At 67.8% G+C, this 16956-nt stretch carries 13 protein-coding genes and 1 pseudogene; 7 read left to right on the top strand and 7 right to left on the bottom strand.

The window, feature by feature from the left end; all coding sequences use genetic code 11:
* Positions 1 to 728: pseudogene (locus tag FRC96_RS22435) on the top strand (hypothetical protein); the annotation flags it as partial.
* Positions 729 to 731: 3 nt separating this feature from the next.
* Positions 732 to 1571, top strand: coding sequence for a hypothetical protein (locus tag FRC96_RS18415; protein ID WP_146976673.1), 840 nt, complete (start codon positions 732 to 734; stop codon positions 1569 to 1571).
* Positions 1572 to 1677: 106 nt separating this feature from the next.
* On the opposite strand, the gene FRC96_RS18410 is transcribed toward FRC96_RS18415, so the two are convergent.
* Both FRC96_RS18410 and FRC96_RS18405 read right to left on the bottom strand, forming a co-directional pair.
* Positions 1678 to 3054: a phosphomannomutase/phosphoglucomutase gene (locus tag FRC96_RS18410; RefSeq protein ID WP_146976672.1), complete on the bottom strand. Its 1377-nt coding sequence runs from the start codon at positions 3052 to 3054 to the stop codon at positions 1678 to 1680.
* Between the two features lie 148 nt (positions 3055 to 3202).
* Complete coding sequence (locus FRC96_RS18405) at positions 3203 to 3976, bottom strand: hypothetical protein (protein WP_146976670.1); 774 nt, start codon at positions 3974 to 3976, stop codon at positions 3203 to 3205.
* Between the two features lie 157 nt (positions 3977 to 4133).
* Here FRC96_RS18405 and FRC96_RS18400 point away from each other — a divergent pair, with 157 nt between their 5' ends.
* Positions 4134 to 5993, top strand: coding sequence for a hypothetical protein (locus FRC96_RS18400; RefSeq protein ID WP_146976668.1), 1860 nt, complete (start codon positions 4134 to 4136; stop codon positions 5991 to 5993).
* 13 nt (positions 5994 to 6006) lie between these two features.
* Here FRC96_RS18400 and FRC96_RS18395 read toward each other — a convergent pair whose 3' ends face one another.
* On the bottom strand, positions 6007 to 8400 hold the full coding sequence (locus tag FRC96_RS18395) for a penicillin-binding protein 1A (RefSeq protein WP_146976666.1): 2394 nt from the start codon (positions 8398 to 8400) through the stop codon (positions 6007 to 6009).
* Positions 8400 to 9842: a hypothetical protein gene (locus FRC96_RS18390; RefSeq protein ID WP_146976664.1), complete on the bottom strand. Its 1443-nt coding sequence runs from the start codon at positions 9840 to 9842 to the stop codon at positions 8400 to 8402. Before FRC96_RS18390 ends, FRC96_RS18395 begins: the two co-directional genes overlap by 1 nt.
* 172 nt (positions 9843 to 10014) lie before the next feature.
* Between FRC96_RS18390 and FRC96_RS18385 the strand changes: the two genes are divergently transcribed.
* The 4 genes from FRC96_RS18385 to FRC96_RS18370 all read left to right on the top strand — a co-directional run bounded on the left by FRC96_RS18385 (position 10015) and on the right by FRC96_RS18370 (position 13617).
* Positions 10015 to 10974, top strand: coding sequence for a bifunctional riboflavin kinase/FAD synthetase (locus FRC96_RS18385; protein ID WP_146976662.1), 960 nt, complete (start codon positions 10015 to 10017; stop codon positions 10972 to 10974).
* Positions 10967 to 11428: a PaaI family thioesterase gene (locus FRC96_RS18380; RefSeq protein ID WP_230470434.1), complete on the top strand. Its 462-nt coding sequence runs from the start codon at positions 10967 to 10969 to the stop codon at positions 11426 to 11428. Before FRC96_RS18385 ends, FRC96_RS18380 begins: the two co-directional genes overlap by 8 nt.
* 169 nt (positions 11429 to 11597) lie before the next feature.
* Complete coding sequence (locus FRC96_RS18375; RefSeq protein ID WP_146976658.1) at positions 11598 to 12665, top strand: DUF3078 domain-containing protein; 1068 nt, start codon at positions 11598 to 11600, stop codon at positions 12663 to 12665.
* 133 nt (positions 12666 to 12798) lie between these two features.
* Positions 12799 to 13617, top strand: a complete 819-nt coding sequence (locus FRC96_RS18370) for a CPBP family intramembrane glutamic endopeptidase (RefSeq protein WP_146976656.1) — start codon at positions 12799 to 12801, stop codon at positions 13615 to 13617.
* A gap of 110 nt (positions 13618 to 13727) precedes the next feature.
* Here the strand turns inward: FRC96_RS18370 and FRC96_RS18365 are convergent, their stop codons facing one another.
* From FRC96_RS18365 to FRC96_RS18355, 3 genes are all read right to left on the bottom strand, one after another.
* Positions 13728 to 13949 (bottom strand): hypothetical protein, encoded by a 222-nt coding sequence (locus FRC96_RS18365; protein WP_146976654.1) that lies wholly within the window; start codon positions 13947 to 13949, stop codon positions 13728 to 13730.
* An 86-nt stretch (positions 13950 to 14035) separates the two neighbouring features.
* On the bottom strand, positions 14036 to 14533 hold the full coding sequence (locus FRC96_RS18360; RefSeq protein ID WP_146976652.1) for a GNAT family N-acetyltransferase: 498 nt from the start codon (positions 14531 to 14533) through the stop codon (positions 14036 to 14038).
* 25 nt (positions 14534 to 14558) lie between these two features.
* Positions 14559 to 16913: a GH92 family glycosyl hydrolase gene (locus FRC96_RS18355; protein WP_230470433.1), complete on the bottom strand. Its 2355-nt coding sequence runs from the start codon at positions 16911 to 16913 to the stop codon at positions 14559 to 14561.
* Positions 16914 to 16956 lie beyond the last annotated feature (43 nt).

The raw sequence follows: 16956 nt of genomic DNA, 5'->3' as shown, positions 1-16956 counted from the left end.
CGGGCGCTCCGGCCGGGCGTGCGGCAGCTCCGGCAGCCGCTGCTCCGGCGCCGGTGGCCGCGGCGCCGGCGAACTTCGATGCGATCGACGACCTGGAGCCGCATCGCATCGGTGGGAGCGGGGGCTCGAAGGTGGTGATGCTGCTTTTGCTCGTCTGCCTGGTGGCGATGGGCTTTCTGGGGACGGTGGCGGCGCTCAACGGCGGGTTTTTAGACTTCAAGCAGTTCGGTCAGATGATCGAGGTGGCCTTTGGCGATGGCGAGTACACGCCGAGGGAGGCGTGGGCCAAACCCACGCAGACCACGATTATTCAGGCGCCTGAAGAGCCGCTGGTCGTGGAGAGTGTGTACGGTCAGCTGGTGGATGTGGGGCGCAGCGATAAGGTGCTGGTGGTGCGCGGCTTTGTGCGCAGCTACGCCGAGGAGTCCTTCCATAACGTGAAGCTGCGCGCGACGGTGAGCAGCGCCGAGGGGCGTCCGCTTCGCGAGGTCAACGGGGTCGCCGGAGGCGATGTGAGTGTGGCCGAGATCGCCGGACAGAAGAGTGTGGACGATGCGCGCGGTTTGGTCAGTGGCGGCGGCCAGTCGGTGAACCCGAAGAGCGTGGTGCCCTTTACGCTGGTGGTGGACGAGGTGCCGCAGACGGTGCTCGACGGGGGCAGCTTCGGGCTGAAGGTCTCTGTGGCGGATCAGGCCGGTGGTGGCGCGCCGGTGGCCGCTGGCGAGTGAGTGATGTCGGATTCTTCGCAGGGCGATGATCTCGGGGAGGTGATGCCGGCGGGGGCGGGTGAGGTGCCCGATCCGCTGGCGTCGGCCTATGAGGCGATGGTGCGCCATGCGGTGGGGTTGCCGGAGATTCCGATGCGGGCCGCGGCGATCGCCGAGCGTCTGGAGGCGCTGGCAGCCGAGGAGGCGGTGTGGTGCCTCGATCAGCTGATTCGCGGGGCGCTCTGGGGCGACGCCGACGCGATGGAGGCGATGCTGGCGTCGTCGTTCTGGCTGGTGACCGTCGATGTGGATGCGCATTACGCGACGTTGAAGGCGCTCTTTGAGGCGGCGTACACCTCGGAGCGCGAGTCGGTGATCGCGCTCTTGCGCGACGCCCCGCCGGTGCGAGCGTTGGCCAGCGGGCGGAGGTTGCCGGAGGTGCGGCTGCCGCTGGATCGGGAGATCACGCTGGGGGAGCGACGGATGATGGCAGCGGGTCAGGATAGGCGGCTGTTGGAGCGCCTGGTGATGGATCCGAGTCCGCTGGTGATCGGCAAGCTGTTGGCCAATCCGCATACCCGTACGCGCGACGTGCTGGTGATCGCGGCAAGGCGGCCGACGACGCCGGATCTGTTGTGGGAGGTGGCCCGGCACCCGGCGTGGTGGCGTCGGCTGGAGGTGCGGGAGGCCCTGGCGCGCAATCCTTTCGGGAACACCGGGATGGCGCTAAAGGTGCTGCCGACGCTTCCGTTGAAGATGTTGAGGCAGGTGGCCGGGAGCGGGGAGCTGCACGAGCTTGTGCAGGGCTTTGCGGCGCTGCTGGTGAAGTTGCGCGAGGAGCGCACCGCGCCCTGGCGGGTGTGAGATGTCGACCTTCGGATGACGTGGCGTTGAGCGCTGCAGACACAAAGAGCCTCCCGGGTTGGCCGGGAGGCTCTTTGTTGATGCGACGTCTCGTTCGCCTGTGGGTTTATTGAGCGAGCTGTCGTTTGGCTTCGGCGACGGCGTCGTCAAGAAGCTTGAGGTAGGCGTCGCGGGTCTCCGGGGAGTTGCCCTCGGCGCGCATCACGAGCACGGGCTGGGTGTTGCTGGCGCGGACCAGGCCCCAGCCGTGGGGGAATTTGACGCGGACGCCGTCGATGGTGTTGGTCTCAAAGTCGGCGGCGAAGTGCTGGGCGACGAGGCCCGGAACGCGGAATTTGAGATGCTCGGAGCAGTCGCGGCGGATCTCGGGGGTGACGTGGGTCTGGGGCACGTCTGCCAGGAGCTCACTTAAGGTCTTGTCGGTGTTGGAGAGGATCTCGGCCAGGCGGCAGGTGGCGTAGAGGGCGTCGTCAAAACCAAAGAAGCGGTCGTTGAAAAAGATGTGGCCGCTCATCTCGCCGGCCAGGTGCGCGTTGGTCTCCTGGATCTTGGCTTTGATGAGGCTGTGACCGACGCGGGCCATTACCGGCTGGCCGCCATGGGCCTGGATATCGTCGAAGAGGGTCTGGGAGCACTTGACCTCACCGATGATCGTGGCGCCGGGGTTGTCTTTGAGGACCTGTCGGGCGAAGAGGATCATGAGGCGATCGCCCCAGATGATCTGGCCTTTTTCGTCGACGACGCCGATGCGGTCGCCGTCGCCGTCGTAGGCCACGCCGAAGTCGCAGCCGAGCGTTTTGACGCGGTCGATGAGGTCGACGAGGTTCTCGGGGACGGTGGGGTCAGGGTGGTGGTTGGGGAAGGAGCCGTCGGGCTCGGAGTAGAGTTCTTCGACGCGGGCGTTGATGGCGTCGCGCAGCAGTTCGGGGGCGATGATGCCGGCGACGCCGTTGCCGGAGTCGACGGCGATGTGGAGCTTGCGGTCGCCCATCTGGATGTTGTCGCGGACCCACTCGATGTAGTTTTTGCGAAGATCGGGCATGGCCGAGCAGCTCAAGTCGTCGCCGGAGGTGAAGTCGCGGGCTTCGATGAGGCGGCGCAGCTCCTGGATGGTCTCTCCGTGGAGGGTCTCCTTGCCGATCATCATCTTAAAGCCGTTGTACTCCCCGGGGTTGTGGCTGCCGGTGATCTGCACCGCGCCGTGGAATTTGGAGGTGAGGGCGGCGAAGTAGACGAGCGGGGTGGGCACCACGCCTAAGCTGACGACGTGGGCGCCGGCCTCGCGCATGCCACGCTGGAGGGCGTCGAAGATGCGGTCGGAGGAGCGGCGCGCGTCGCGGCCGATGCCGATGCGCGGGGCGCTCTGCGAGCGTCGGGTGACCATGGTGGCGAAGGCGCGTCCGATGTCGCAGACGAGGTCGTCGTTTAGATCGGTGTCGGCGATGCCACGGATGTCGTAGGCGCGGAAGATCTCGGCGTTCATGAAGGCTCCGTCGTCGGGAGGGCGAGGGTGAGCGGCGCAGACGTCGAGGCCGGTGCGGGATGACGAAAGTGGGCCGAAGCTAAGCGCCGCAAAACGTTTAGCAAGGCGGGGTGTAGCACCACGGTGGCGGGGGGGGCAAGGTTGGGGATCAGGGGCGTCGGTCGGGGCGAATTTCGAGATCGAAGGTGCGCCAGCGGGCGGGCAGGCAGAGGAGCGTTTGACTGAGTTCGATGCGCAGCCAGAAGCGCACGGCGGGGTCGGCCAGAAGTTCGGCGGCGGGGAGGTTGGGGAGCTCGAAGTGCAAGTCGAGGCGGTGGTCGCTGGCGTGGGTCTGGGTCGAGGGTTGAGGGGGGCGGCGTCCCAGGGAGAGTTCGGCCGGAGCGCCGGCGTCGGGGCGCGTGGCCACGAGCGTGATGGCGCTGAGGTGGGGAAGGATGGCCAGCCCGGGGGCGGAGCCGCGCTCCTCGATGGCGCAGAGCAGGGTCAGGGTGTTGTGGCCGCGTCGGGTGGAGGCGCCGGCCACCAGGCGGCGCTGGGGAAGATCGCGGGCAAGGGCGGGCAGGGTGGTGCGGGCGTCGGCCGGGCGAAGCTCGGGGGGCAGGGCGCCGCGGTCGGGGAAGGCCAGCCAGCCCGGATCTCCGGGGCTTCCTGTGACGCGGATGGCCACCGGGTGGTCGCCCTGCATCATGGAGTAGCCGATGACGGCGTGCTGGCGCTTGAGCCCGGCTTCGATGCGCGTGACGAGGGTTCGGGCGGCGTCTTCGGCTTCGAAGATCTGCAGGTAGATCTGGCGGTCGAGGGTGCCGACGCGGCGGATGGTGTGGCCGTCGGTGGCGATGACCTCGGGGAAACGCTGGCCGTCGGGGCCGCGGTGGGTGCGCCAGAGGAGGAAGGGAAGATCGGTGGGTGAGGTTGCGCTCAAGGTGGGCCCCTGAAGAGGAGAGTGTGGCGGGGAGGGGAGTGTAATGGCAGCCGGCTTGCGATGCCAGCGCGAGGGTTGTTTTGACCCGGCGGGGATGGTGGTCCACCATGGCGAGGGAGTCGACGCGCAAGTTTGAGACGATGTGGAGGGAGTAGCGATGCAGTGGAAGACGACAGGGATGTTGGCGGCGTGGGTGGTGGCGGGGCTGTGCGCCTGTGAGACGCCGGGGAGCTCGGAGGGCGGTGAGGGGGAGCAGAGTGGCGCCGAGGTTGAGGTTTCAAGCGGTGATGGCGAGGCGGTGGTGCGCGAGGCTGCCGCGCTGCGCGATCGGGCCTTTGAGGTACCGGTGCGGATCGAGGAGGCGGAGGCGATCGGGGCGATGGCGATCGTGCCCGAGGCGGTGGAGGCCGAGCGTGTGCGGATCTCCAGGGGGCTTTATGGCGACGCGGGGGCGTTGAGGTTGCAGGGGGATCGAAGTCGAACGCGGGCCTCGGCCGAACTTCTCGATGGCGGATTGCGGGTGCGTCGGGTTGGCGGTGGCGCCTCATCGCAGTGGGCGGCGGCGGTGGCGGCGAGTCGGGCGTTGGAGGGCGAGGTGTTCGGGGCGATGGCGCCGGCCCAGAGCGTTGACAGCTGGCTGGCGCGCGAGGTGGTGCTGGGGGCGGGGCCGATGTTTGCGGCGACGCTGGCGCAGGCGCAGGCTCAGAAGATGAAGGTGGATGCGGCGTTGCTGGCCAGGCGCCCCGATCTGGTGGAGCGCGTGGAGGGGGTGGGGGCGCTGCTTCGCAGTGATGGGGATGGACTGGGGGCGGCGGTGACGCGCGAGGCGCTGGCGTTGGGCGCGGCGCTCTACCGCGCCCGAGGTTGGGCGGGGGTGGAGTGGGGGCGAGTTGAGGGGGCCGCTCGGAGCGTGGAGGTGGTGCGCCCGGACCGGTGGCTGGAGGGCGACGGGGAGGCGACCTGGCAGTGGCCCGAGGCCTTTGAGAAGGTTCAGGAAGCCCGACGCTGGGAGGAGGTTGCCCGCGGGGAGGTGGGGCCGCTTCTGACAAGCGTGTGGCTCGAAGAGGTGCTGCCGGCGCATGAGGCGCGCTCGATCTTCGGGGCGTGGCTGGCCGATAGCTACCGGGTCTATGAGGGGCCGGGTGAGACGGGGCAGGCCTTTGTGTGGTTGACCGCCTGGCGCACACCGCACGAGGCGCAGCAGGTGGCCGGGGCGATGGAGCGGGCGTTGCTGGCCAGGCTGGGCAGTGAGGCGCGCGCCGGGCGGATGCGCGTGGCGGTGCAGGGGCTCAACGTGGCGCTGACGAGCTATGAGAGCGCTCAGGATCCGCAGATCCTCGATGATGAGGTCAAGGCGCTGGCCGGGGCGGCGGTGGCGTTTTTGCCGGAGGAACCGGCGCCGATGCGCTTTGTGCCCACGACCTACGAGCGCTACGTGCAGGCGGCTCAGGAGGCGACGCTGGAGGGCTCCACGTGGATCGATCCGGCGGCGGGCTGGGAGATGTCGCTGGAGGCCCTGGAGGGCTGGACGGTGCAGAAGAGCGATGAGGTGCACGTGCGCTGGTTTGCGACCCACGAGGATGGTTCGCTGGTGCAGTGGACCACCGAGCTGGTCGACCCGACAGGAGCGGCGTTTGGCGGGGAGGGGTATGTGAAGCAGCTCAAGGAGGCGTTCGCCAGCTCGGTGACCGGATCGTCGCCGGAGGTTGTGGTCTCGGAGGCGGAGCAGGGTCCGCGGGTGCTGCTCTCGGCGGCCGGTGAGGTGGAGGGGGAGGCGATCGAGCTGCGGCTGTGGCAGTGGGAGCGTGGCGAGGTGATCGTCTCGTACAGCGTGCAGGAGCCGCAGAGCGGGTTCGGAGAGCGCCTTGGGGAGGCGCAGACCGCGCTGGAGACGCTTCAGGTGTACGGGGAGGCGCTGGTGGAGGCGTCGCCGAGCGCCGGAGGTGAAGAGGGCTCGGAGGGCGTTGATCGCAGTGATGAGGCGCAGGGGATTATTGAGTTTCGGGTGGAGGAGTGAGGCTACGCTGACGTTAGCGGATCGCGTCGAGGCGCAGCATCTGGCGGGATGCGCGGGTCGGGGCGAACTCTCCCGGAGCGGTGCCCGGCGCAAAAAGGTAGGGTTGGCCCGGCTCGCCGCCCCTTGCGCGCAGGCCGGTGTCGGGGTCGATGAGGATTTCGTCGAGCTCGACGGGGCGTTCGGGCCAGGTGAGGGCGGGGTCGTCGAGGTGCTGGTAGAGATCGGAGAGGATGGGGAGGGCGGTGCGGCCGCCGTGTTCGCCGCGGCCCAGGGGTTCGGTGTTTTTGTCGCTTCCGACCCAGACCACGAAGGTGAGGTGGGGATCGGCGGCGGCGATCCAGGCGTCGAACTCGTTGGTGGTGCCGGTTTTGGCGATGAGGGGCCAGCCTTTGGGGAGGTCGGCGGCGGTGCCGCGGGTGGTGACCTGGGTCAGCGCGCTGTGAAGGAGGGCGTTGGCGCGGGGGCCCAGGGCCTGCCGGGGAGGGTTAAGGGGGGAGGCGATGCGGGCCAGACGGGCGGGGGCGGAGGCCGTGGGGGAGGCGAAGTGGCCGCGGTCGTCGATACGGCCGCTTTGACGATCGATGATGCGGTCGATGCTGCGGCTCGACGCGCGCAGGCCCCCGCAGGCGACGCTGGCGTGGGTGCGGGCCATGTCGAGGAGGGTGACGCAGCTTGCGCCCAGGGCCAGAGAGGCGGTGGGGTCGAGCTCGGCGTCGACGCCCATGGTGCGGGCGCGGCGGATGAGTGCGGCGGCGCCGATGCGCTCGTAGAGGTGAACGGCAGGGATGTTGCGGCTGAACACCAGCGCGTCGAGGGCGGTGATGGTGCCTTTGAAGTCGGCGTCGGCGTTGCGGGGCTGCCAGCCTTCGGGCTGTCCGCGGGTTTCGACGGTGGTGGGGATGTCGCGTAAGGGGGTGGCCAGGGTGAGTGAGCCGGAGAGGGCCTCGGCGAAGAGGATCGTTTTAAAGAGGCTTCCGGGCTGGCGGCAGGCGCGGGTGGCGCGGTTAAAGGCGCTGCGATCGACGCGGTGGCTGCCCACGCTGGCGAGGATGTCGCCGCTTGCGTGATCGAGGAGGAGCAGGGCGCCTTCGGCGCGGGGGGCGTTGAAGAGCTGCCAGGGCGCGTCGGGGCCAGAGCGGTGGAGCAGGACGAGATCGCCGGGGTGGAGGCGCTTCAGGTAGGCGTGTGGGTCGCGGGGCGTGTGGGTGCGGGGATCGATGCCGCCGAGCCATACAAGAGCGTCGGGGCTGAGGGTGACGTCGGTGTGCGGGGTTTGCAGACGGATGCCGCGGGAGGTGACCTCGTGGACGAGCGCCGGGGTCACCCCATCGCCGGCGTTGATTCCATCGAAGAGGTTCGCGGCGGCTGTCGGGGCCAGGTCGGGGCGCGCGGGGGGCTTCTGGCGAGCGTGGGGCCCCCGAAAGCCCTGGCGCTGGCCGTGCTCGTACACGCCGCGATGCAGAGCTTGGCGCGCCAGGGCCTGAAGGGCGGGGCGGTGGGTGGTGATGATGTGTTTTCCGGCCTGGCTCCAGTCGAGGTCGGGGTGCTGTGTGGCAAGGGCCTGGCGGGCCTCGGCGTCGGCCTCGGGAAGTCGCAGCGCGAGCGCGTCCTCGAATGTGGGAAGGTCGTCGACGCTTAGCGGGGCTGCGACCTCGCGAGTGTAGGTGGCCTGGTCGATGACACCGATCTCGTGGAGGCGACGCAGCACGCGGTTGCGCTTGTGTGTGGCGAGTTCGGGGGAGGCCACCGGGTTGTAGTTGCTGGGCGCGGGGAGGATGCCGGCGAGCATGGCCATCTGGCCCAGGGTGAGGTTGTGGGGGGAGGTGTGGAAGTAGCGGTGGCTGGCGGCGGTGATGCCCCATGCCTGCTCCCCGAAGTAGACGTTGCGCAGGTACGCTGCGAGGATCTCGGGCTTGGTGTAGTGGGCTTCGAGCTGGCGGGCCAGGAGAAGTTCCTGGACTTTGCGGTGGGTGGTCTTCTGGCGGTCCAGAAAATGTTTGGCGACCTGCTGGGTGATGGTGCTCGCTCCTTGCACGATGTCGCCGGCGCGGAGGTTGACGAGGGCGGCGCGGGCGATGGAGCGGGGGTTGTAGCCCTGGTGGGAGAAGAAGTCTTCGTCTTCTGCGGCGAGCACGGCGGTGATGAGGAGCGGGGGGAGCTCGTCGTAGGTGAGGGGGGGCGGTGGGGCCGGGGCGGTGAGGGGCCAGCCGTCGGCGGTGGCGCTGTGAGCCGGGCGTTCGGGGTGCCATGCGTGGAGGTCAGGCAGGGGAGGGAGGTTGGCGTGGGCGCGGGCGCTGAGCTGGGAGAGCCAGATGGCGAGCGCGACGCTGGCGAGCAGGGCACACGCCAGGGTGTAGAGGAGCGCGCGTTTAAGAAGGCTGGGGCCGTGCTGGCGAGTTCGGGTCATCAGAAGCTCATGCCGGCGCCCAGGCCGATGTTCCAGAGGCGCACCGTCTCGAAGACGCCGTCGTCGCGAAGTTGCCAGAGGCCACCGTACTGGGCGTGGGCGTAGAGGGGCCCCCAGAGCCCCAGGCGGCCCTCGGCGACGGTGAGGGCGCCGTCGCGATCGACGATGCCCTCGGTGATGCTCTCGGTGGCGGGGCCGTCGAGGTGGGCTTTGTAGTAAAAGGCGCCGAGCTGCAGGCGACCGGCAAGCTGGAGGGCGGCGCGGGCGCGCAGGGCGGCGTTGCCCGGGCCCTGGGCGTCTTCGTAGGCGGCGCTCAGGGTGAGGATGCCGGCCAGGCGAGCCTGCACCCAGGCCTGGGCACCGTGCCGGGTGGTGGGCGGGGTGGAGCGGGCCACGCGAAGTTTGGGACCGGCCAGGCCGGGCTCGGTGGGGGAGAGGGACTGGAAGCGAGAGACCTCGTAGAGGGGATCGATGTATTCGGGGAGGTAGCGCCCGGAGAGGCGGCGGTATTCGAGGCGCGCGGAGATCTCGACGGGGTCAGCGATGTTCTGGCGCCAGAGCAGGCCTGCGTGAAGTCCGCTTCCCAGGCCGAGGTGGGCGTTAAGATCGAGGTATGGGGTCAGCGAGAGGCGCGCGCGCTCGATGAGGTTCGCGCGCAGATCAAGGCCGAGAAGAGTGGTGGGCTGGGAGCTTTCGACCCGGGGCTCGCGGGTGGGGCCGGCCAGGGCGCTGCCGTCGGGGTTGCGCTCAAGGTCGGTCGGAGCGCGGAGGTCGGTGACGAGGGTCGCGCCGAGCTGGAGGCGGTCGAGGGCGCGGGGGGCGTTCTCAAAGAAGGTGGACGGGCGCGCGTGAGCGCGAACTCCTAAGAGGTTGGGGCTGGCGAGGTTGTTGGCCAGAAGTTCAACGCCGGCGCGCTTGAGGTCGAGGTGGGCGCGCAGGCCCAGGCGGTAATGATCGGTGGTGATGACGTTGTAGTAGCCGCCGATGATGGTGCCGTTTCCGAGCGAGGCGCCGCCGAGTTCCCCGAGGCGAACGTAGAGCGGGTCGTTGAGGGTGCCGTACTCCAGGCGACGGATGATGCGCAGGTAGTCCGAGAGCTCCAGCCAGTCTTCTTCGCGCAGGAGGGTGTTTTGTTCGGGGGCGCGGTCCGCGAGGCGCAGACGCAGGGGAACTTGCAGCGCGGCGTGGAGGAGCGCGGAGCAGGTGCCGCCGCCTTCACAGAGGGGGGCGGGCAGGAGTTTGATGAAGGTCAGCCGCGGGGTCAGGTTGAGGAAGACGTCTTCAGCGACGGGGCCGACGCCAGCCTCGGCGGAGAGCATGACCACCGGGGCGTCGTCGCTTTCGGAGCCTGCGCTGGACTGGGCGCTGGCCGGGGCGGCGATGGCGAGCGTGAGCAGGCCGGTCAGCAGGGTGAGGGTGGTGCGGGGGGGCATACAGCGCATACAGAGGCCCGGGACGGGGTCATCGATGAAGAACCGGGGGGCAGCCTAGCGCGAGGTCAGGGGCGGGACAACCGGGGCTGTGAGCGGCGGCCTTGTCGAGGGGAGGGTGGAACATTACACTCCGCGCGATCCTGCGGCCCAGAAGGGGCCGCCTACGACCGATGAGCAGAAGATGACGCGAGTCTATACGACGATCGAGGAGGCCGGCGCCGGGCTGACGCGCTCGGTGGTGACGATTGGCAACTTTGATGGGATGCATCTGGGGCATCAGGCCATCTTTGCTCAGGTCAAGGAGCAGGCCGCGGCGCTGGGGGCGACGCCTGTGGCGATGACCTTTGATCCGCATCCGGTGGCGTTTTTCAGACCGGAGGCTGCACCGGCAAAGCTCAGCGTGTCGCCGCAGCGCTACGCGTTGATGGGTAGCTACGGGGTGGAGGCGGTGGTGGCGTTGCGCTTTGATCAGGCGCTGGCCTCGATGCGCCCGCAGGCGTTTATTGAAGAGGTGCTCGTCGAAGGGCTGGGGGCGGTGGAGGTGGTGGTTGGCGAGGACTTTCGTTTCGGGCATCGCCGGGAGGGGACGACGGCGTTGTTGCGAGAGCAGGGGGAGCAGTTCGGGCTGAAGGTGGTGGTCCCGAAGCTGGTGGAGGTGGAGGGCGAGGTGGTGAGCTCAACCCGCGTCCGTGCCTGTGTCGCGGCCGGCGACCTGACGATGGCTCGCCGCTTACTGGGTCGGCCTCATCGTTTGGTGGGGGAGGTGGTGCACGGGGAGGCGCGGGGGCGCGCGCTGGGCTTTCCGACGGCAAACCTGGCGGTGGCCGAAGGGATGGCGCTTCCGCCGGACGGGGTCTATGCCACACGACTCGCCGTGGGGAGCGACGGTGCGGGGTGGCGGGCGATCACCAATATCGGCACGCGGCCGACCTTTGGGGGCGGAGCGCGCACGGTGGAGACCTTCGTGTTGGAGGAGGGGATGGAGACGGAGCTCGATTTGTATGGCGAGGAGGTGACGCTCTCGCTTTATCGTCACGTGCGCCCGGAGATGGCGTTTGCGTCGCCGGCGGAGCTGGTCGCGCAGATTCAGAAGGATGTGGCGCAGGTGCGCGCCTACTTTGAGGAGGGCGACGATGCCTGAGCCCGAGGTCTTAAAACGTTTTGCAGCTGAGGCGCATAGCGAAGACGCCTGGCGCGCGATGTGGCAGGAGCTTCGCCGGGGCACCGCGCTGGAGGTGCACGGGGTGGAGCTTATCGCGGTGGATGACGAGGGTATTACGCTCTCGATGGCGATGGGGCCGCACGCCTTGCAGCCTTTCGGGCTTTTGCACGGGGGCATCAGCATGCTGCTGGGGGAGTCGGCAGCGAGTATGCATGCATGCTGGAAGCTGGACCTGACGAAGCGTGTGCCGGTGGGCATTGAGATCAACGGCTCGCATATGCGCAGCGCTACCGAGGGGGTGATCGTGACGCGGGGGCGAGTGCTGCGAAAGAGCCGCACGTTGATTCACCATGAGGTTGAGATCGTGCAGGCTGAGAGTGGGAAGACGCTCTCGGTGATTCGGGTCACGAATCTCTTTAAGGCGATCGCCTGAGTTTGTCGGGGGATGGGGGGCGTTGGTGGCAGAGCGAGTTGCCAGGGGGGGGCGTCTTGTTCTCTGCGATGTTGTGTCTAAGCTGGCGGCCGAGTACGTGCCGGGCCCGTTGCCGGGCTGCGTGATGAGTCTGTTGTTCGCTCCGGGCGTTTTACGAACGGAGCTGTGTGTGAATGAACATGTCGTTCAACCTGAAGTGGAGAAGTCGATGTTGAAGTTGCAGAAGTTGGGAGTTGCGTTTGGTGCCGGTTTGTCGGTGATGGCCCTGGCGAGCGGGGCGCTTGCGCAGGAAGCGGATGCGCCGCAGTACGTGGGGCAGGAGGCGCTGGATGTGAACGAGCAGCCTCAGGGCTTCAGCGGGAGCCTGGGTGTGGAGGCCAGCTTCAACCTGGTGTCCAACCAGAACGTGATCGGTCAGAACGAGGGGACGTCCTTTTTGCTGGGCGGAGCGGTCAGCGGGGGGCTCGACTATTTCTCGGGCAAGCATCAATGGCGTAATACGCTGGGCTACAACACCAGCTGGGCGCGCACACCGGTGCTTCAGGAGTTTGTGAAGAACAACGACAAGCTCGAGATTGAAAGCATTTATAACTACCTGCTCAACGACTGGATCGGGCCGTACGCGCGTGCGAGCGCGGAGACGAGCTGGTTTGCCACCGAGCTCGTGAGCGCGGAGCCCACCGGTTACCTGATCACGCGCGAGGACGGGACGGTGGACGGGGAGGTTACCGATCGGTTGCGAGTGGCTGACCCGTTGACGCCGCTCAACCTCTTCCAGTCGGCCGGTGTGGCGTTGGAGCCGGTGCGTCAGGAGGCGGTGCGCGCCACGCTGCGTGTCGGCTTTGGTGCCCGTGAAGCGTTGGCAGCGGGCGTGCTTGTGGTCCAGGACGATGCGGCTACCAACGATGTGGAGCTTCTGGAGCTTAGCAACGCGTACCAGGCCGGTGCGGAGGCCTTCATCGGCGTGGAGGGCAAGTTCCCGGAGCAGCGCGTGGATTACCGGGTGGGTGCCACCGCGCTTGTTCCCTTCCTGAACAACGATGACCAGGACCGCTCCCCCTTTGAGCTGACGCGTATCGGGATGACGGGCAAGGTCCGGGTGGCGATTGTGGACTGGATGGGGCTGACCTACAGCCTGATGGTTCTGAGCGACCCGCAGCTTCTGGATGAGACGCAGGTGCAGAACAGCGTGTTGCTTACGTTTAATTATACGTTGATCGACACCAACGAGGAGTAAGGCTGTGGCCGAAAGCGACGAGGCGGAGGTGAGGGGTGGGGGGGCGCTGAGGCGCTACCTGACGTGGACGTTCATCGCGTGCTGGGGATGGGCCGGCGCGCTTTACGTGGCGGGGGTAGAGTATGGTGGGGCAATGAGCTTGCTCATTGCCCTTCCTTATATGCTGATCCCGGCGATCGTCGCGATTCTGGTCGATCGGCGGGGGGGGCGGCGAGTGAGGGAGAGCCTGGCGATAAGGCTCACGATCAATCGGTGGTGGGGTGTGGGGTGGGTGCTTCCGGTGGTGCTGGCGTTTGCGGCGCTCTTTGCGGCGTTGTTGATCCCCGGGGTGGGCTTTGATGTGGGGATGGGGGGGATGCTTGAGACTTTGAGCCGCGTGTTGCCGCCCGATGAGATGGCGAAGGCGGAGCAGGCGCTGGAGCAGTTTCCGCCCTTGCTCTTTTTGTTGATCCAGCTGGTGCAGGGGCTGGTGGCCGGGGCGACGATCAACGCGGTCTTTGCGTTTGGGGAGGAGGCGGGCTGGCGCGGCCTGATGCTCAGGGAGCTGGCGCCGATGGGGTTCTGGAAGAGCGCGCTGGTGATCGGGGCGGTGTGGGGGGTGTGGCATGCGCCGTTGATCTTGCAGGGGCATAACTACCCGGAGCATCCGGTGTTGGGGGTGGGGGTGATGACGCTGTGGTGCGTGCTGCTCTCTCCGCTCTTTAGCTGGGTGACCGTCAAGGGGGGCTCGGTGCTGGTGGCGGCGGTGATGCACGGGACGTTGAACGCGACCTTTGCGTTTTCGTTTCTCTATCTGGACCGCACGATTCCGCTGGTGACGGGGCTCAACGGGTTGGTGGGGATGGGGGTGTTGGTGGTGGCCAACGTGCTGCTCTGGCGTGTGGGGCGGCCGGAGCTCGATGTCGCGATGTGGTCTTCGGGGTCGGGGCGTGAAGGTCGGCGCGTGGAGTAGCGGATCTCGGTATCGAGAACACGAGGTCAATGCGTGGAGTTGTGGATCTCGGTATCGAGAACGCGAGGTCAATGCGTGGAGTTGTGGATCTCGGTAGCGAGAACGGGAGGTCAATGCGTGGAGTTGTGGATCTCGGTAGCGAGAACGTTAGGTCGGCGCGTGGAGTAGCGGATCTCGGTATCGAGAACGGGAGGTCGGCGCGTGGAGTAGCGGATCTTGCTGGCGAGAATGGGAGGTCGGGGGTCCGAGTCGCGGATCTCGCTGGCGAGAATGGGAGGTCGGGGGTCCGAGTCGCGGATCTCGCTGGCGAGAATGGGAGGTCGGGGGTCCAAACATCACTTCTTGCTGGCGAGAAGTGATGTTTGGAATGTTATGTTTTCAAATATCTTGCGCACATTCAGGTGGGTTGGGGGGGCGCTCAAGCAGACTCGAGGCGGCGTTCCATGAAGACCGCGTCTTCATCGTAGCCTTCGGCCGGGCGCAGGGGGCGGAATCCCTGTTTTTGCCAGAAGGGCGCGGCGTCTTGTACGGCGACAAGGGTGATCAGCTCAAAGCCGTGGGTTGTGGCGGCGTGGACCAGCGCGGCGATGAGGGAGGAGGCGACGCCGCGGCCGGAGCAGGCGGGGTCGACGGCGAGGTCGTGCAGGTGAAGGGCGTCGGCGTTTTCGGGGAGTTCGGTGAGGACGCGAGCCAGGCCGGGGCTTTGATCGGCGAGCCAGGGGTGGGCCAGGAGGTAGCCAGCGAGGCGCTCGTTGTTGTCATCGGCAGGGATGGCGAAACAGAACTCGGGGGCCAGCGCGATTTTGGAGAGCAAGGCGTCGGCGGGTTCCTGGAGTCTGTCGCCGTAAGCGAGTGCCTGGATGCGGTCGAGTTCGGGGGCGTCGGCGGGGGAGAGAGTGCGTGTGGAGATGGGCATGGGAGTGGCTCGGGGAGGGGGAGGTTTAGTCGTCGAGGTCGTCGAGCTCGAAATGCAGGGTGGCGTTTTGGAGGTCGGCGTGGGTGAGGCTTGCCGGATCGACGGGCTGGCCGTTGAGGGTCAGGGCGCGGACGCGCTGGTTTCGGGGCGCGGCGCCGGGGGCGACGATCTTAAGCGTTCCGCCGGCGGTGTCGACCTCGGCGTAGGGGGTGAGCGGGATGCTGGCGAGGTAGCGGTCGCTGCCGGCGACGGGGTAGATGCCCAGGGCGTTGAAGAGGTACCAGGAGGAGAGGGTGCCGCCGTCGTCATTTCCGGGGGGGCCGTCGGTGTAGAGGCGCGTCTGGATCTGGCGCACCCAGTGGGCGAGCTGGTCGTAGGAGCCGGCGGCGTGAAAGAGTAAGGCGGCGTGGATGGCGGGTTCGTTACCGTGCCAGTAGTAGGTGTCGACGACGCGGGTATCGACGGGGCGCTCGTCGGCCAGGGCAGAGTTTTCAAAGAAGGCCAAAAGCGCCTCGTAGAGGGGGGCCTGACCGCCGAAGCGTTCGACGAGGTGGTCGGGGGAGTGCAGGCCGTAGAAGCGCCAGTGCCAGGCGTTGCCTTCGGTGAAGGGGCCACCGCTCATGTAGACCTGTTCGGGGGGAGCGTCGAGGTTGAAGGAACCGTCGGCGTTGCGGGGGCGTGGGAAGAGGCTTTCGGGGTGGAAGACGTTGCCAGAGGAGAGGGCGCGTTGGTCAAAGTTGTCGGCGAGCTGGTCCTGGCCCAGGTGTCTGGCGAGCTGCGCGATGGCGAAGTCGCCCCAGGCGTACTCCAGGGTGCGGGAGACGCTGGAGCCGTGGCGATCGTCGGGGACAAAGCCCAGCGCGATGTAGTCTTCGATGCCGGGGCGTCCGGAGTAGGGGTGGCCCTCCGGGGTCGGGGCCATGGCGAGCTCGACGACGCCTTCGAGGGCGGCGTTGTAATCGGGGCCCTCGATGCCTTTGAGGGCGCCCTCGGCGAAGAGCGCCTCAGCCCAGGTGCCGAGCATGCCGTTGGTGTAGCTGATGGCGGCGGGCCAGCGGGGGAAGAAGCCGCCCTGTTCGCGCATCTTCTCCATGGAGAGGAGCACAGCGCGTTGCTCGTCGGGGTCGGTGAGGGTGAGCCAGGGGTGCAGGGTGCGGAAGGTGTCCCAGAGGGAGAGGTCGGTGTAGTAGGCGTGGGTGGTTGCGCTGTGAACGTCGCCGTCGATGCCGCGGTAGCGGTGGTCGGCGCCGTTCTGGCGCGAGGGCATGCGGTAGGCGTTGTAGAGGCTGGTGTAGAAGGTTCGGGCGACGTGGTCGTCGGCGCCCTTGAGCCGAACACGGTGCAGTTTCTCGCGCCAGAGCTCGCGTGCGGCGGCGTGCACTTCGTCAAAGGAGCGGCCGTCGAGTTGATCGAGGCGGTTGGCGCGGGCTGCGGCGTGGTCGACGAGGGAGAGGCCCACCCGGAGCTCGATGGGGGTGGAGGCATCGTTGAAGGTCAGCGATATGCCGACCTCCTGGCCGGGCTCGGCGGAGACGACGGGGTCGAAGGCGAATTCCCGCCAGGTGCGGGCGTCGTCGGGTGCGCGGGAGAGCTCGATGTCGAAGTAGAGGGTGAAAGGGCGCGTGCGGCCGGTGTAGGCGCCGGCGTGGGTGGCGTAGCCATGGAGGATGTTGCCATCGAGGGTGATCTGGCTCTCAATCACGTCGTCACCGCTGACGGAGGCGCCGGCGTTGATGTTGAGAAAGGCCGGGGTGTCGGTCTCGTCGAAGGTGTAGCGGTGCAGCCCGCCCTGGGCGGTGGCGGTGAGTTCGGCCAGCACACCCTCCTCGGGGAGGTAGACGGCGTAGTAGCCTGGCGAGGCCACCTCGGTGTCTCTGGCCAGCGCGGTGTGGTGTCGGCCGGGAGGGGCGTTGGCGTCGGTTAAGGGGAGCACGCGGAGGTTGCCGTAGTCGACGACGCCGGTGCCGATGAAGTGCAGGTGGCTGAAGCCGAAGAGGTCGGTGTCGTCGCCGTGGTAGCCGGAGAAGTGGTGGAAGGGGATGGCGGAGTTGGCGATGGAGGTGTCGGGGCCGAGGCGGGCGAGTCCGAAGGGGACCTGCACTGCGGGGCTGAGGGCGGCGTAGCCGAAGGCGATGCCGGAGGTGCCCATCAGGGGGGCGACCAGGTCGATGGCGAGCTCACCGGTGATGAGCGGGGGCGCGTCGGTGTCGGCGTCGACGGAGGCGTCGAGGTCGGGTGCGGTGTCGGTGAGCGGAGCGTCGGGGCCGGCGTCGGCGGAGAGGTCGGTCGGAGCGGGGTCGTTGGAGCAGGCGACCAGGGCGGCCAGGGGGGCGATGATGAGCGTGAGCCGGGTGCAAAAGACGAGGGGACGCGTGGACATCGCGGGCTCCGGTGCGGGGGGCGTTGATGGTGAGGGAACAGGC

Source organism: Lujinxingia vulgaris, from assembly GCF_007997005.1.
Lineage (GTDB): Bacteria > Myxococcota_A > Bradymonadia > Bradymonadales > Bradymonadaceae > Lujinxingia.
The sequence above is the reverse complement of the archived record's forward strand: the minus strand, read 5'-3'. Positions and strand labels throughout refer to the sequence as shown.

Coding starts and splice junctions, on each gene's coding strand:
- FRC96_RS18395 (WP_146976666.1), bottom strand. CDS start 8,400: ATGACCCGAACTCGCCAGCACGGCCCCAGCCTTCTTAAACGCGCGCTC.
- FRC96_RS18385 (WP_146976662.1), top strand. CDS start 10,015: ATGACGCGAGTCTATACGACGATCGAGGAGGCCGGCGCCGGGCTGACG.
- FRC96_RS18355 (WP_230470433.1), bottom strand. CDS start 16,913: ATGTCCACGCGTCCCCTCGTCTTTTGCACCCGGCTCACGCTCATCATC.
- FRC96_RS18410 (WP_146976672.1), bottom strand. CDS start 3,054: ATGAACGCCGAGATCTTCCGCGCCTACGACATCCGTGGCATCGCCGAC.
- FRC96_RS18415 (WP_146976673.1), top strand. CDS start 732: ATGTCGGATTCTTCGCAGGGCGATGATCTCGGGGAGGTGATGCCGGCG.
- FRC96_RS18370 (WP_146976656.1), top strand. CDS start 12,799: ATGAGCTTGCTCATTGCCCTTCCTTATATGCTGATCCCGGCGATCGTC.
- FRC96_RS18390 (WP_146976664.1), bottom strand. CDS start 9,842: ATGCGCTGTATGCCCCCCCGCACCACCCTCACCCTGCTGACCGGCCTG.
- FRC96_RS18380 (WP_230470434.1), top strand. CDS start 10,967: ATGCCTGAGCCCGAGGTCTTAAAACGTTTTGCAGCTGAGGCGCATAGC.
- FRC96_RS18360 (WP_146976652.1), bottom strand. CDS start 14,533: ATGCCCATCTCCACACGCACTCTCTCCCCCGCCGACGCCCCCGAACTC.
- FRC96_RS18400 (WP_146976668.1), top strand. CDS start 4,134: ATGCAGTGGAAGACGACAGGGATGTTGGCGGCGTGGGTGGTGGCGGGG.